This window comes from Fodinicurvata halophila (assembly GCF_042651425.1).
In the GTDB taxonomy this organism is placed as follows: domain Bacteria; phylum Pseudomonadota; class Alphaproteobacteria; order Kiloniellales; family DSM-21159; genus Fodinicurvata; species Fodinicurvata halophila.
Window position 1 is genome coordinate 783,969 of sequence record NZ_JBHSCW010000003.1, and the last position, 14,992, is coordinate 798,960.

Here is a 14,992-nt window from a genome sequence, read left to right on the forward strand (position 1 = left end):
CCTTCGTTACCGCGGTGCCTTCAGAGGCTCAAAGTGGTGGGCAACGTAAGATAATCTTCACCTTTTCCCAACTAATCTGGGTATCACAGATGCAGCTTGCCGCTCGGTGTCTTTGCGTAGGTAGAAAACGATCAATTTATGGCTGAAAATAACAGCCATAGTAGAATCAATAGGTGGAAACTGGTGGAGTCTACGACAGCACAACAGAAGACAGTCGGAACGGACACCTCGGACCAGGTTCGCCGCCACAGGGCGGTCGCTCTCCTGTCCAAGGTCGAGCAGTTGAAGGGCCACTGCATGGGGCGCACGGCGGTGCACCTTCGAATCTCGAAGCTGTCCGAGAAGGGATTCAACCTGCATCAGGCGCGCATCATCGCCACGGTTTTCGAGACATCCCTCTCTGTTCTGGAGGGTGAAATCTATCACCTCCACAATCAGGACATCGTCTTCATCGGGCTCACCCGCCAGCTCAAGGCACTGGACGCCGCGGAAGGCAAGCTCGCCAGTCTCCTTCAGGATCATGATGTCTCGCTGGAGGTGCTCAGGCGCGAGGAGATCCTCCTGCGATTCACCCTGGATCTCTATTACGAGCAGTTCCTCTCGCACATACGCAATATGGCCGTGCGCGAGCAGCGGGCCTATGCCGAAGGAACAGCCACGGTTCCGGAGGGATTCGAAGAGCGCCGCCCCCTGGACAGCAAGGGACTGGCCGAACTGGAGCGTTTGCTGGAGAACGCCGACATCACGGATCTGGTGCGTCAGCAATCCGCCTGCCACCTGACGGAAGATCTCCGCTCGAAACCGGTCTTTACGGAATACTACACTTCCATTCGCGAGGTGGAGCGCTGCCTGCTACCCGGAACCGACCTCCTGGACAACCGAGCGCTGTTCAAGTACCTGACCCAGATCCTGGACCTGCGGATGCTTGTCGTCCTGCGGCACGAGGCCTCGCGCTCCAGCAAAGAGATGGTGTCCATCAACATCAACGTGTCCACCCTGCATTCGCAGAAGTTCCTGAAGTTTGACCAGGAAATGCCCATCGGCCTGCGCGGGCGGTTGATGCTCGAGCTTCAGTACGACGACGTCTTCAGCGACTACAAGAACTTCACCTTTGCCAGGGACTTCGTGCGCCAGCAGGGGTATCGCCTCTGTATCGACGGGATCCGTCTCGATGGCTTTTCGTACGTCGACCGGCACCAGCTCCAGGTCGACTATGTCAAGCTGCTCTGGGACGATTCCTGGCCAAGGCGCTTCAACAACAGCATCGCCCGCGAACTGCACGAACTGGTCCAGCGCAACGGTTCCGAGCACACCATCCTGCATCGTTGTCAGGACGAGAAGATCATCCGGTTCGGTCAGAAATTCGGGATCCAGCTTTTCCAGGGCCACTACGTGGACGGACTGCCACGCGCCCGAGGGCGTTGACCGCCGAAGGCCGAATGCTCAGGCGACGCTGCTGTCCAAATCACCACCCAGTGCGGTCACCAGAGCAACGATGTCCTCCGAAGCTGCGCGCAAGGCCTGCCCATCCACCGAGCGCACCACCAGGGTCGTCCCGAAGCGCCCCCCTTTCTGGAAGGGATAGCTGCCGATTTCCACGTTGCCATGTTGCAACTGTATCTCGGCCAGACCGCCAGCCACGACCGATTCCGGAAGAGAGACGGCAATGCTCTCGGAAAGTAACGGGGCCCCACCGCTCAACTCATGGGCGATGGCATCGAACTGCGCCTGCATGATGCGGGGCACACCGGCAAAGATATAGACATTCTCGATTCGGAGGCCCGGTGCGCCACTTACCGGATTTGGCACCAGGCTCGCGCCGGAGGGCGCGCGCGCCATGCGCAGGCGCGCCGGCGTCAGGCCGTCGCCGTAATATTCCTCCAGGATACGCCGGGCTTCCGGATGCTCGATGACCGGCACCTCGAAGGCGGCCGCAATGCAGTCGACTGTGATGTCATCGTGGGTGGGGCCGATCCCGCCGGTAGTAAAGACGTAGTCGAACCTGCGGCTTACCTCCTGTACCGCTGGGACCAGCACCTCCATTGAATCCGGCAGGACACGCACTTCGGCCAGCCGCACGCCCTCTTCATTGAGCCGGCGCCCGAGAAACCCGAGATTGGCATCCTGTGTTCGGCCCGAAAGAATCTCGTTGCCGATGATGATCAGGCAGGCCGTGACGATCTTTTCCTGTTCACTCACTCTTCCGCGTAGCCCCGATTTTCCATGCACTGCGAGAAATGCTGTTCGTAGGCATTCTTCTCGCCCTGAATCCGCATGCTCTCCCCCAGCTGCGACGAGCCGGAGAGCGGCCCGCCCGTATCCAGGCCGGCATTGCGGTCGGTCTCGATGCGCCGATCCCTGGCCACGATGGCATTGGCATAAGCATTGCAGCTCTCCAGGGCATCCTGTTCCGAGACGTCATCGCTGCCCTGTTCACGCCATTTGTCCGAGATGCCATCGCCCATAAGCAGCGGCGGACGGGCATCCTGGCGTGGAGTGCTCGAAACAGTGGGGCTCTGCTGTTCCTGGACCTGCCGCTGGGAGTCTTGCGCACAGGCGCCCAGGAAGACAAGGATCCCTGCCGAAACGGCGGCCGCGCGCAAGGCAGGAAGAACGTATGGCAGTCGACTGTTATTCATAGGTGCAAGACTGTGCCGAACGTCCTAAAAGTGCAAGCTCAACAGGCGTTCACGCATCAAAAATCGTCCCATGGGGCGGGAGTTGAAACAGCTCATGAAATTTCCCTCTCCTCTGCACAAAGCGCGCCTTCTGCGCCGCTACAAACGCTTCCTTGCCGACGTCGTTCTTGAGGGTGACGAGCGGGAAACCGTCGTGCACTGCCCCAACCCGGGATCTATGCTGGGACTGGATGCGCCTGGATCACCCGTCTGGCTGTCCTGGAATGGGGCGGGCAAGAGAAAATACCCCTACACTTGGGAGATCTCGAGGGCGGACGGGGATCTGGTGGGCATCAACACGAACCTGCCCAACCGACTGGTCGCCGAAGCCCTGGAAAGCGGAAAGATAGAACAGCTGGCCGACTACGGGGACATCCGCCGCGAGGTCCGCTATGGCGAGAAAAGTCGCGTCGACTTCCTGCTGCGCGAACCGGGGCGACAGGACTGTTACCTGGAGGTCAAGAACGTTCACCTGCGTCGCACGGGGGATTTGGCGGAGTTTCCGGACTCGGTCACGGCCCGCGGCAGCCGTCACCTGCGCGAGTTGATGCAGATGGTGGCCAACGGCCATCGGGCCGTCATGCTCTTCGTCGTTCAGCGCATGGATTGCACCCGATTCCGTCCTGCAGAGGACATCGACCCGCTCTATGCCCACAGTTTCCGGGAGGCCCTGGAAGCAGGCGTCGAAGCCCTCTGCTACGATTGCGAAATCACGACCGAAGGCATCCAACTGCGCCGGCCGCTCACGCTGCAGGCAACAGGAGCATAAGAGCCTTATTGCCTTTCAGGGCTGAACTTGAACTAAAACGGAAAAGGCGCGAAGTTAGGGTTTCGTGACTTACTGCCGAGGATTATCGGCGCCATCGGGTTCAGGAACCAATGCAGCAGGACGACTCCATGCTTGCGCAACGCGAGCAACGACGGATTACAATTCATCCGGCGGAAGATTTCGAGGGGATGCGACGCGCCGGCAAGCTGGCGGCCGAAACACTGGACTATATCACCCCCTACGTGAAACCGGGCGTGACCACCGGTGAACTGGATCGCCTGTGTCACGACTTCATCCTTGAGCACAACGCCACCCCGGCACCGCTGAATTACAAGGGCTTTCCCAAGTCCATCTGCACGTCGATCAACCACGTGGTCTGCCACGGCATTCCCTCGGAGGAGCGCAAGCTGCGCGACGGCGACATCATGAACATCGACGTGACCGTGATCCTGGACGGCTGGCACGGCGACACCAGCCGGATGTTCCTGATCGGCGACAAGGTCCCGGTGAAGGCTCGCAAGCTGGTCGAGGTCACCTACGAGGGCATGATGCGCGGTATCGCGGCGGTCCGCCCTGGTGCAACGCTGGGCGATGTCGGCCACGCCATCCAGAGCTATGTGGAAGAGCATCGCTATTCGGTGGTGCGGGATTTCTGCGGTCATGGCCTGGGCACGGTCTTCCACGAGGCACCCAGCGTCCTGCACTACGGCAAGCCCGGAACGGGAGTCGAACTGCAGGAAGGCATGTTCTTCACCATCGAGCCCATGGTGAACACCGGACGCTATGACGTGAAGATCCTGGAGGACGGCTGGACGGCCGTGACACGGGATCGTTCCCTTTCGGCCCAGTTCGAGCATTCCCTGGGAGTCACGGCCGACGGTCACGAGGTCTTTACCTACTCGCCGAAGGGCTGGACTGCTCCGCCCTACGTCGACGTGCCCTGACCTGCCGCTGAGAGCCCGTGAGCGGCCCGCCAGCGGATAACGGCCCGAGCGGCCATCGCCAACGCCTGCGCGAGAGGTTTCTCGAGCGTGGCAGCACGGCGCTCGCCGACTACGAAATCCTGGAAATGCTGCTCTTCGCAGCAAAGACACGTGGCGACACGAAGCCGCTGGCCAAGGCGCTGATCCGGGAATTCGGATCGCTGGGCGGCGTCCTCAATGCGCCAACCGAACAGCTGCAGAAAGTGCCGCACATGGGCACCTCCGGTGCAGCCACCGTGAAGGTGGTCACCGAAGCCGCCCAGCGCCTGGCTCGCGAGGAAGCCCACGAACGGCCCGTGATCTCGTCGTGGGACAAGCTTCTCACCTATTGCCATCTGCAGCTCGCCCACGAGAAGGTCGAGAATTTCCACCTGCTGTTTCTCGACCGCAAGAACAAGCTGATCGCCGACGAACGCCAGCAGCGCGGCACAGTGGATCACACGCCCGTCTATCCGCGCGAAGTGGTCAAGCGGGCACTGGAACTCGGCGCCTCAGCCCTGATACTCGTACACAACCACCCCAGTGGCGACCCTACGCCCTCGCAGGCAGACATCGAGATGACCAAGCAGATCCGCACTGCAGCAAGTCACCTGGGCATAGAAGTTCACGACCACATCATCATCGGCCGTCAGGGCCACAGCAGTTTCCGCAGTCTCGGATTGCTCTGAGAGCTCACGGCAGCTCGACGCTTACCTCTTCGCCGCCGTAGCCGTGGACGCTGTCGCGGGCCCGGATCGTGACCGTCTCGACACCCTCCGGAATCTGTACGTTCGGAAGGCTTCGGGTGAAGGGCTGTTCCTCGACATGGGGATGGGCCAGTTCGCGAATCGCGAGGACCTCTCCATCGGGACCGACAACTTCCCAAGCATCGGCATAGTGATCCCAGCCTTCATCAGCATGGCGAACGGTTACCTGGAAGCTGTAGCTTCCCTCGGCTCCGTGAACCTGGACATCAACGACATCGGCCTCTCCGCCATAGGCGGGAAATGCCGCGGCCAGCAGCCCTCCGGCCATCAAGACAGGGGCAAATCTCAGAACCCCTCTGCGCAATCCGCACATATCCCTTCCTCCCACGTCATGCATGGCACTGACTGTTCCTACAACTGGGAAACTCCAGGATTTCCGCAAGCCCTGGCAAGACGGCGTCCGCCGATTTCCAGGGGTCAAGAGGCGGCAGGCTTCTGCGGCAGGACCTGACGCAGGTGCAGCTCCTTCAGGCGTTCCGGCGGCACCGCGGCCGGTGCCCCCATCATCAGGTCCTCGGCCCGCTGGTTCATCGGGAAGGCAATCACCTCGCGGATGTTGGGTTCGTCCGCCAACAGCATGACGATGCGGTCGATGCCCGGAGCCGATCCACCATGCGGCGGTGCGCCATAGCGCAAGGCGTTGAAGAGCCCGGAGAAGCGGGCCTCGACCTCGTCCCGATCATAGCCGGCAATCCGGAAGGCCTTGATCATGACCTCGGGCAGATGGTTCCGGATGGCCCCAGATGACAGTTCCACGCCATTGCAGACGATGTCGTACTGGAAGGCCTTGATCTCCAGCGGGTCCTCGTTCTCCAGCGCCTCCAGGCCACCCTGGGGCATGGAGAAGGGGTTATGCGAAAACTCGATCTGGCCGGTGTCCTCGTCCTGCTCGTACATGGGAAAATCGACGATCCAGCAGAAACGGAAATCGCCCTTCTTGATCAGGTCCAGTTCCTGTCCCACGCGGGTGCGGGCCAGACCGGCAAAGGCAGCGAACTTCTTGGGCACGCCGGCGACAAAGAAGACCGCATCTCCGTCGTTCAAGTTCAACTGCGCACGAATGGCCTCTGTGCGTTCGGAACCGATGTTCTTGGCCACCGGACCGGCACCCTCACCTTCACGGAAGAAGATATACCCCAGTCCCGGCTGCCCCTCGCCCTGGGCCCAGGAATTCATGCGGTCGCAGAAAGCCCGGCTGCCGCCGCCTGGCGCAGGAATAGCCCAGACCTCGACCTTGGGATCCTTCTCGATCATGCCGGCGAAGACCTTGAACCCGGAGTCCCGGAAGGCGTCGGTCACCTCCTGCATCTCGATGGGATTGCGCAGGTCCGGCTTGTCGGATCCGTACTTGCGCAGCGCCTCGTGATAAGGAATGCGCGGGAACGGTGCCTGGGTCACCTTGCGGCCGTCGGCAAATTCCTCGAACACCCCCTGGAGTACCGGCTCGAGCGCAGCGAAGACGTCGTCCTGGGTGACGAAGCTCATCTCGAAGTCGAGCTGATAGAACTCGCCGGGCGAGCGATCCGCACGGCTATCCTCGTCACGAAAACAGGGCGCGATCTGGAAGTAGCGATCGAAGCCGGCCACCATCAGCAACTGCTTGAACATCTGCGGCGCCTGGGGCAGCGCGTAGAACTTGCCGGGATGCAGGCGGCTGGGCACCAGATAGTCCCGCGCGCCTTCCGGGCTGGAGGCCGTCAGGATCGGCGTCTGGAACTCGTGAAACCCCTGCTCGACCATGCGCCGGCGAATGGAATCGATAACCTGGCTGCGCAGGGTGATCTTGCGCTGCATCTTCTCGCGGCGCAGGTCGAGATAGCGATAGCGCAGACGGAATTCCTCCCCCGCATCCTCTTCGGAATTGACCTGCAGCGGAACCTGGTCGGCCTGGGACTGCACCTCGAAGCTCTCGATGCGGACCTCCACCTCACCGGTCGGCAGGTTGGGATTGACCGTCTCCTCCGTGCGGCGCACCACGGCTCCCGTGATGGTCACCACCGATTCCAGCCGGACGTCCTCCACCTGGGGGAAGATCTCGGCTGAGATATCGATCACGCACTGGGTCAACCCGTAGTGGTCACGCAAGTCGACGAAGAGCAGTTGCCCGTGATCGCGCTTGCGGTGGACCCACCCGGACAGGCGGACCTGCGTTCCGGCATCGGCCGCGCGAATCTGGCCACAAGTATGCGTGCGAAAGGGATGCATGGGATTTCTTCCGTCTTTGGGTTGGCGGCGGCAAGAGGCAACGAAGAAGGGTATTTGTCAAGACGTGAAGGCCGCCGCGACACGCCCCTTTTCGACAGCTGTCTGGCAGGCTATATGACGACGCATGCGAATCATCACCGACACCCAGAGCCTCGAAAATTTCTGTACAGCCCAGGAAAGTGCCGATTACGTCACCATCGACACCGAGTTCATGCGCGATACCAGCTATTGGCCCAGGCTCTGCCTGATCCAGGTGGGCGGCATCGAGGAAGCCGTTATCATCGATCCCCTCAGTGAAGGGCTCGAGCTCGATCCTCTCTATGCCCTGCTCAGGAATCCCGACGTAATCAAGGTCTTCCACGCGGCCCGGCAGGACCTGGAGATTTTCTACCAGAGGATGGGATCGGTTCCCGCCCCCGTCTTCGACACCCAGGTGGCGGCCATGGTCTGCGGCTTCGGCGATCAGGTCAGCTACGAAAAGCTGGTGGCGGCCCTGACTTCGAAGTCCATCGACAAGGGCGCCCGCTTTACGGACTGGAGCCGACGTCCCCTGGGCGAGAAGCAGCTGTCCTATGCCTTGGCCGACGTCACCCATCTGCGTGACGTCTATGAGAAACTGCGCAAGCGCCTGGAAAGGAACGGGCGCGAAAGCTGGTTGAGCGACGAAATGGCCGTGCTGGCCGACCCGGAGACCTACGAGAACGATCCCGAAAAGGCCTGGCTACGCCTGAAATCCCGATCCCGCGACAGGCGCGCCCTGGCCGTGATGCGCGCTCTGGCGACCTGGCGCGAAAAGGAAGCCCAGAGCCGGGATGTGCCACGCAGTCGTATCCTCAAGGACGAACAGCTCTATGACCTGGCCTCCAATCGGCCGGAGACCGCCGATGGGCTGGCCCGTCTCCGAGGTTTCTCCGGGGACATGGCCAAGGGCCGCATCGGACGCGAGATCCTGGCGGTCATCTCGGAGACGGCCAACCTGCCGAAGAACAAGTTGCCCGAGGGACCGTCGGCCCCCGACAACCGGGAAGACGCCTCTCCTGCCCTGATCGAACTGCTGAAGGTCCTGCTCAAGGCGAAAAGTGAAGAGCATGACATCGCCCAGAAGCTTCTGGCCAATGTCAGCGACCTGGAACAGATTGCCCTGGACGATGCGGCTGACGTACCTGCCCTGAAAGGCTGGCGCCGGGAGATCTTTGGCCGGTACGCACTGGAACTGAAGCAGGGCAAGATAGCCCTGTCGGCCGAGGACCGATCTGTGAAGGTGCTCTCACTCGACTAAATACGCCTTCCCTCTTTTCCCCGCCGGGCGGTCTAGCGGCACCAAAGATCCAGCCCAGTCTTGGATGTGGCTCTGACAAAAGTCATGGTTGATGTGCAAGGGAACCAGTCGATACAAGGTTCTGGGATAAGGCGGGAAGAAGACAGCCGCAGACAATTGTTCTTCAAACCTGCCGGATATCCGACCTGGATATGTTCAGAGCGGATGCCAGAGATGACAGGCGTTTTTCGATCATCTGTCCTGGCGGAACCGCAGCATCGGCAGGAATCTGCAGAACAAGACAGTCCTCTTCCCGCTTCAGCACCGTCACCTCCAGCATCTGGGGGTCTCCACCGGACAGGGTGTAGGCAAGACGCAACGCCCGTCCCAATGCATCGGCCATGTGAACCCGTTCCTCGGAAAGCAACTGCCGGGTATAGTTCAGGATGCCGGCATTCTTGCTTCCGCCATAGCGACTGTAGAGGGCACGACCGATGAAGGCCCGCTCGAAGTGCTCGATACAGAGCTCCTGCGCGCGCAGGATGCGCAGCAGAATGTGTTCCGCGCGATAGTCCGGATGATAGCGCCAGCCGACATCGGACAGATGGCAAGCGCCCAGGCACAGACGTTCGGCCTCCGCGTCCCGATCCGGAAATAGCGGTGTGCACCAGGCGGCGATCTGATCGCCCAGGTCACCGAACCTCGCCTCTCGCGCACCCCAGTCTGACGCTGCTGCAAGCAGGGGGTCTCTCTCACGCTCCTCGGGGCTTAGCAGATTGTGAAGCCAGCCTTCACGAAGACCATAGGCGGAAAAGACGATCCGTTCCGGCCGGGCAAGCTCGATAATCCGCTGCATCAGCATGGCGGCAGACGGCAGGGTTTCAATCCTGCGCTTGTTGACGCCGGTCATGGACGCCAGGGAACGCTTACCCAGCTGGCTCACCAGGCCCGTCAATTCCAGAGCCTCTTCCTGGTTCATGGAATAGCCGTGGATCATGTGCAGCGGATAGTGAGTCTGTTCCATGTGGATACGCGCCAGTGCCCGCCAGGCACCGCCAACCGCATAGAAGTCCCGGCCCTTCAGTTCGGACAGCCAGGCCTGGTCCGACAGCTGGTGATTGATCTTCGCCATGATCTTCTTGCGATCATCGCCAGCCGCATCCATCAGGCGCAAGGGACCCAGTGGCAGCGTTGCCCAGGCCTCCCCCGCGCCTTCCCCAAGGGCCACGACTTCGAGACTGCCGCCCCCGAGATCGCCCATGAATCCCCGTGCGTTCGGCTGGCCTGAAAGAACGCCCTCGGCAGAAAGCCGGGATTCCTCGGCGCCGGTAAGAACCCGCACGGGCATGTCGCAGAGACTCTCCACCTCCTGGACGAAGGACGAGCCGTTGGATGCATCCCGCACGGCGGCTGTGGCCAGCAGATCAAGGCGCTGCACCTCCATGGCCCGCGCCAGGCCAACAAAACGCTTCAAGGTGTTCAGGGCGAGCTGCACGCCCTCCGGATTCAACTGACCGCTGCTGTTCAGGCCCCGCCCCAGACCACAGAGGATCTTCTCGTTGAACAGGGGGACCGGCACGCGCTTGAGGCTGTCGAACACCACCAGACGTACGGAGTTGGAGCCTATGTCCACCACGCCAATACGGCCCACTTCACTGCTGGAACTGATACTGAAGGCCGTCTCCTGGCCACCGGCTACAGAAGGTTCAGTTAAACGTTCGGCATGCGCAGGCATGTAGGCGACCGTTACTTCTCGTTGATGATCAGGCTGACACCGGGCTTGCGCTTCTTCTTGAGTGCGCTGCCGCGTCCGGAAAGGCTGGGGTTGGTCATGAAGAAGGACTGGGCACTGAAATTCTCCTCACTGGCCTGCTTGCGACGATAATCACCATTCGGCTGCATGATCCAGCTCTGCGTTTCGTCCTTGAGATTGGCGACCATGACCTGGCCCATGACCTGCTCGTGCACTGTCGGGTTTTCGATTGGGACCAGTGTTTCCACCCGCCGGTTCAGATTGCGCGGCATCCAGTCCGCCGAGGAAATGAAGACCTGGGCATTCGGTGATGGCAATTCATGGCCGTTGCCGAAACAGAGAATGCGCGAATGCTCGAGGAAGCGCCCGATGATCGACTTCACCCGGATGTTCTCGCTCAGCCCCGGAATACCGGGACGCAGGCAGCAGATCCCGCGTACGGCAAGGTCGATCTGCACCCCGGCTTGCGAGGCTTCGTAGAGCTTGTCGATGATGTCCCCGTCGACCAGCGAGTTCATCTTGGCCCAGATGGCGGCCGGCTTGCCTTCCTTCGCAAACGCGATCTCGCGATTGATATAGGTGGTCAGGGCTTCGCGCAGGTTCACTGGTGCCACCGCCAGCTTTTCCAGTTCCCCGGGATTGGCGTAACCGGTCATGAAGTTGAACAGGCGCGCTGCATCCCGGCAGAGTGCTGGATCGGCCGTGAAGAAACTGAGGTCGGTATAGATCTTGGCCGTGATGGGGTGATAGTTGCCCGTTCCGTAATGCACGAAGGAGCGCAGGGCCCCTCCTTCACGGCGAACGACGAGAGAAACCTTGGCGTGGGTCTTCAGCGTGATGAAGCCATAGATCACCTGCACCCCCGAACGTTCGAGGTTGCGGGCCCAGCGAATGTTGCGCTCCTCGTCGAACCGCGCCTTCAACTCCACCAGCGCCGTGACCGACTTGCCGGCTTCCGCCGCTTCCGCCAACGCCTTCACGACCGGCGAATCCTCCGAGGTCCGGTACAGCGTCTGCTTGATCGCCACCACGTTGGGATCGGCGGCAGCCTGGCGGATGAACTGCACCACCACATCGAAGGATTCATAGGGATGGTGGACGATGATGTCTTTCGCCTGAATCGCCTTGAAACAATCCCCCTCGTAGTCGCGGATGCGCTCGGGAAAGCGCGCCGTATAGGGGGCGAACAGCAGATCCGTGCGTTCATCGGTGATCAGCTGCTTGGTATCGGCCAGCCCCAGCAGCCCACTGAGCTGAAACAGGTCATCCGAGGAAGCCTCCAGTTCGGAGACGATAAACTCGCGCAGGTCATTCGGCATGCCCTGATCGACGGTCAAGCGGATGATCGAACCGCGACGCCGACGCTTGAGCGCTGATTCGAACACCCGCACCAGATCCTCCGCCTCTTCCTCGATTTCCACGTCGCTGTCGCGGAGCACCCGGAAAACCCCTGCCTGCTTGACCTCCATGCCTGGGAAGAGATGATGCAGGTGCAGGCGCACGATCTGCTCTATCCGCACGAAGCGCAGTGCCTTTCCGGGCAGGCGCACGAAGCGTTCGCTCTGCGGCGGAATGAGGATCAGCCCGGTCATGGGCTCCACGTCTTCTCCCCGATTGAGGCGCAGAACCATGGCAAAGCCGAGGTTGGGCACGAAGGGAAAGGGATGGGCCGGGTCAATGGCAATGGGGGTCAGGACCGGGAAAAGCTGGCGATTGAAGTAGTCCGCGACCCAATCGCGGTCCCGCTCGGTCAATTCTTCGCGTGAGAGCACCTGCACGTTTTTCTCGCGCAGGGCTTCCTTCAGCTCCATCCAGCAGGTCTGTTGCCGGTGCATCAGCTTCTGGGTGCGCGCGTTGATGGCCGACAGCTGCTGGGCAGGTGTCCAGCCTTCCTGGCTGAGGTCCTTGATCCCTGCGCCCACCTGTCCCTTCAGGCCGGCTACACGGACCATGTAGAATTCATCGAGGTTGCTGGCTGAAATCGACAGGAAGCGTAGACGTTCGAGCAGCGGGTGATTGCTGTTGAAAGCCTCGTCCAAGACACGTTCATTGAAGGCCAGCCAGGAAAGCTCGCGATTGATGAAGCGCTCGGGCGAATTCGCGTCCGGCCATTCCTCCGGTGCCGGCTGCACGCGCTCGGCCCCGCGGATCTGGTCCCTGCTGGCGGATGTCTGATTGTCCCTCACGCCGTTCTCGCTTTCAGGCCATTCTCGAACAAGATGCAATATCGGATTTATAGCAAGCTTTGACTACAGTAAGATAACAGACAGCAAGGATAGTACACGTCCCCCACACTCACGGATAAAAGCCTTTACCTTGAAACAGCTCCTTGTCCTGCGACACGCAAAGTCAAGCTGGGATGATCCGGACCTGGAGGACATCGAGCGCCCTCTGGCAAAACGTGGCCGCCGGGATGCACCCGCCATGGGTCGCGCATTGCATGCCCGGGGTATCGAAGCCGACAGCGTCCTCTGCTCCGACGCCCAGCGCACACGCGAAACCTGGTCGTTGCTGGCACCGGAGTGGCTGACCGACGGGCCCCTCCCGATTGAGGTCACCAGAACCCTCTACATGGCATCGGCCAAGCGACTGCTGCAACTCTGCAGGGAGACGGAAGAGCCGATCCAGCGGCTGATGTTGATAGGACATAACCCCGGTCTGCATGAACTTTGTCTCCGGCTCTGCGGAACGGCCCGGGATCCGAAAGAGCTGACCCAACTGAGAAGCAAGCTGCCCACGGCCGCCTTTCTACTGTTGAGCTTTCCCATGGACAACTGGGCCATGCTGGAGGAAGCAACGGGCCGTCTGGAATTGTTCCTCAGACCCCGGGACCTAGAGGACTAGCCACCCTTCTTCCAGAAAGGTGGCTGCTGTTCCAGCTGCTGCCAGATTCGCAAGAAGTCCTGCAGGTCGCGTTCGATCAATCCCGCCTGCCAGCCCTGCACGAGGCCATGGGCATAGGACGGGGACACAGTCCTGCCTGCTGTCCCAGTCCGGGTGCGCCCTGTGTCCAGTTCCTCCAGGAGCCTCCGGCCAGTCACCGCATCATTGAGCGTTCCCAGGCTGTCCTGAAGCGCCACAAGGCAGGCCGTGTAGTCCTTGACCTGCTTGCGCGGGTAGAGCGAGCGGTAGAACTCGATCGCATAGCGCAGCTTCTTGCCGGCAATGCGAATCTCGTGCAGGTCGCCCTCCGCCATGCCATCATGATTCCGGGCAAGTTTGCGCAGCTTCTTGAGGCGCTTGTCCAGCACGGACTTACTGAATTTCCGGACCTTCATGGTACTGTCGCTGCTGCCCCACTCTCCGTCCTCCAGGAACAGCTGGAGATGGAGGATCAAGTGCAGGAAACGTGGCTCCTGCAAGGCGCTGCGGGCCCGGCTGTAGGCCTTGTCGCGCCGGCGTTGCGCCTGCCTGCGAAGTCTGCCCAACTCGTCCGAAGCCTCCCGCGGCACCCTTGCCCGCAACGGCGATAGCGTCTCGTCCATGAAGACGTCCCATTCGCGGGCCGGGCCCAGCTCCTGTTGGAACCAGCGCAGCTCGTTCGCAAACCAGGTAAATATTTCGGCGGGCAGCAAAGGTTCATGAACCTTGAAGAGCGCGCGCAGGCGTCGCACGGATACGCGAAGCTGATGCAGCGCCTTTGCACTTCCCCCTTCTTCCACGGCCGCGACATTGCCCAGCAGGTGAGACAGCCCCGCCGCGGCAAGTTCTCCAAATGCCTCGCGCACCGTGGCCTTCTTGTTCAGGCCGGGCTTGCTGCCGAAATCGGCCTGCAAGTCCCCATCGGCGTGGCTCAGGGTATATCCGCGCTGTGCCTTGGTGCGGATCTCCAGGGCGAGAGGTTCGATCTCGCAGAGTTGAAGCGCCAGCCTCAGGAGGTCCGACACACGGCCGGACTTGAGCTCGAGCTCAGCTTCACAGAGTGGTTCCACCCGGTCTCCGGTCCGTATTTCCCCCTCGTCGAGCGCGAACTCGATCTCGCTCTCTCCCTCTACAAGCATGTGGCTGTAGCGATGGAAGTCCGTGGTGAACACCGGCTCGAGCCGCTCGAACAGTCCCTCGCTGCGGAATTGGTCCTTCAGCTCGGGATCGTCCATACGCTCGAGATCGGGCTGATCGCCATCTATCGAGGCTTCGAACTCCAGGTAACTGTGCAGGGCATTGGCCGCCTCCTTGCCCGCGCCCTGGCCGTTGCTGTCAAGAAGACGTGCGTATTCCGACTTCAGGATCTTGAGCGTCTGCCGTCGCTCGGCTCCACTGCGTCGAATCCGCAAACCGGCACCCAGTGCTCGGAGCCGGCCCTCCGGACTGTCGAAGTAACTGTTGACCAGGCGTTCGCTGAGGGTGGTTCCGCGGCCCTGCTCCCTGATGACCGGATGCCGCTTCAGTCGTCTCAATGCATCGGGAGCAAGACGCAGTTTCAGTTCACGTTCCAGTGGCATGGTCGGCAATGTTCCTGAAGGACACGAAGACGGCAGCTGCAACAAAACTGAAATAAAATTGAAATATTTCAGCCTCTTATTGATATTCGCCGCATTGTCCTAGGGCTGTCAACCGGCAAGCGAGGATGTGCGTTGGCTCGGCTTTGTCCCAGGCCATC

Annotated in this window: 13 protein-coding genes; 6 read left to right on the plus strand and 7 right to left on the minus strand. The window is 61.1% G+C overall.

Translation table 11 applies throughout. The features are described 5' to 3' along the window. Window positions 1-183 precede the first annotated feature (183 nt). A complete protein-coding gene (locus ACFOW6_RS08510) occupies window positions 184-1,425 on the plus strand; it encodes a hypothetical protein (RefSeq protein ID WP_382421907.1) in 1,242 nt (413 codons plus the stop codon). 18 nt (window positions 1,426-1,443) lie between these two features. Here ACFOW6_RS08510 and ACFOW6_RS08515 read toward each other — a convergent pair whose 3' ends face one another. Together ACFOW6_RS08515 and ACFOW6_RS08520 are read right to left on the minus strand one after the other, a co-directional pair. Continuing rightward, entirely contained in the window at window positions 1,444-2,199 is a 756-nt protein-coding gene (locus ACFOW6_RS08515) for a competence/damage-inducible protein A (RefSeq protein ID WP_382421908.1), read from the minus strand. Then, a complete protein-coding gene (locus ACFOW6_RS08520; RefSeq protein WP_382421909.1) occupies window positions 2,196-2,639 on the minus strand; it encodes a hypothetical protein in 444 nt (147 codons plus the stop codon). The genes ACFOW6_RS08515 and ACFOW6_RS08520 overlap by 4 nt, the downstream gene beginning before the upstream one ends. A 94-nt stretch (window positions 2,640-2,733) precedes the next feature. On the opposite strand from ACFOW6_RS08520, the gene sfsA reads away from it, so the two are divergent. The 3 genes from sfsA (at window position 2,734) to radC (ending at window position 5,098) form a co-directional block, all read left to right on the plus strand. Next, window positions 2,734-3,447: a DNA/RNA nuclease SfsA gene (gene sfsA / locus ACFOW6_RS08525; protein ID WP_382421910.1), complete on the plus strand. Its 714-nt coding sequence runs from the start codon at window positions 2,734-2,736 to the stop codon at window positions 3,445-3,447. Window positions 3,448-3,575: 128 nt separating this feature from the next. Further along, window positions 3,576-4,391 carry a type I methionyl aminopeptidase gene (map, locus tag ACFOW6_RS08530; protein WP_382421911.1) on the plus strand — a complete coding sequence of 272 codons (816 nt, stop codon included), beginning with the start codon at window positions 3,576-3,578 and terminating at the stop codon, window positions 4,389-4,391. Window positions 4,392-4,408: 17 nt separating this feature from the next. After that, window positions 4,409-5,098 carry a RadC family protein gene (gene radC, locus ACFOW6_RS08535; RefSeq protein WP_382421912.1) on the plus strand — a complete coding sequence of 230 codons (690 nt, stop codon included), beginning with the start codon at window positions 4,409-4,411 and terminating at the stop codon, window positions 5,096-5,098. Window positions 5,099-5,102: 4 nt separating this feature from the next. On the opposite strand, the gene ACFOW6_RS08540 is transcribed toward radC, so the two are convergent. Both ACFOW6_RS08540 and aspS read right to left on the minus strand, forming a co-directional pair. Next, window positions 5,103-5,489 carry a hypothetical protein gene (locus tag ACFOW6_RS08540; protein ID WP_382421913.1) on the minus strand — a complete coding sequence of 129 codons (387 nt, stop codon included), beginning with the start codon at window positions 5,487-5,489 and terminating at the stop codon, window positions 5,103-5,105. 104 nt (window positions 5,490-5,593) lie between these two features. Further along, window positions 5,594-7,381, minus strand: coding sequence for an aspartate--tRNA ligase (aspS, locus tag ACFOW6_RS08545; RefSeq protein ID WP_382421914.1), 1,788 nt, complete (start codon window positions 7,379-7,381; stop codon window positions 5,594-5,596). A gap of 124 nt (window positions 7,382-7,505) precedes the next feature. Between aspS and rnd the strand changes: the two genes are divergently transcribed. Further along, window positions 7,506-8,660: a ribonuclease D gene (gene rnd / locus ACFOW6_RS08550; RefSeq protein WP_382421915.1), complete on the plus strand. Its 1,155-nt coding sequence runs from the start codon at window positions 7,506-7,508 to the stop codon at window positions 8,658-8,660. A gap of 163 nt (window positions 8,661-8,823) precedes the next feature. Here the strand turns inward: rnd and ACFOW6_RS08555 are convergent, their stop codons facing one another. Together ACFOW6_RS08555 and ACFOW6_RS08560 are read right to left on the minus strand one after the other, a co-directional pair. Next, a complete protein-coding gene (locus ACFOW6_RS08555; protein ID WP_382421916.1) occupies window positions 8,824-10,374 on the minus strand; it encodes a Ppx/GppA phosphatase family protein in 1,551 nt (516 codons plus the stop codon). An 11-nt stretch (window positions 10,375-10,385) separates the two neighbouring features. After that, entirely contained in the window at window positions 10,386-12,524 is a 2,139-nt protein-coding gene (locus ACFOW6_RS08560; protein WP_382422106.1) for an RNA degradosome polyphosphate kinase, read from the minus strand. Between the two features lie 184 nt (window positions 12,525-12,708). On the opposite strand from ACFOW6_RS08560, the gene ACFOW6_RS08565 reads away from it, so the two are divergent. Then, window positions 12,709-13,236, plus strand: coding sequence for a SixA phosphatase family protein (locus tag ACFOW6_RS08565; RefSeq protein WP_382421917.1), 528 nt, complete (start codon window positions 12,709-12,711; stop codon window positions 13,234-13,236). Here ACFOW6_RS08565 and ACFOW6_RS08570 read toward each other — a convergent pair. Next, window positions 13,233-14,834, minus strand: coding sequence for a CYTH and CHAD domain-containing protein (locus tag ACFOW6_RS08570; protein WP_382421918.1), 1,602 nt, complete (start codon window positions 14,832-14,834; stop codon window positions 13,233-13,235). The two genes, ACFOW6_RS08565 and ACFOW6_RS08570, sit on opposite strands and share 4 nt — an antisense overlap. Window positions 14,835-14,992 lie beyond the last annotated feature (158 nt).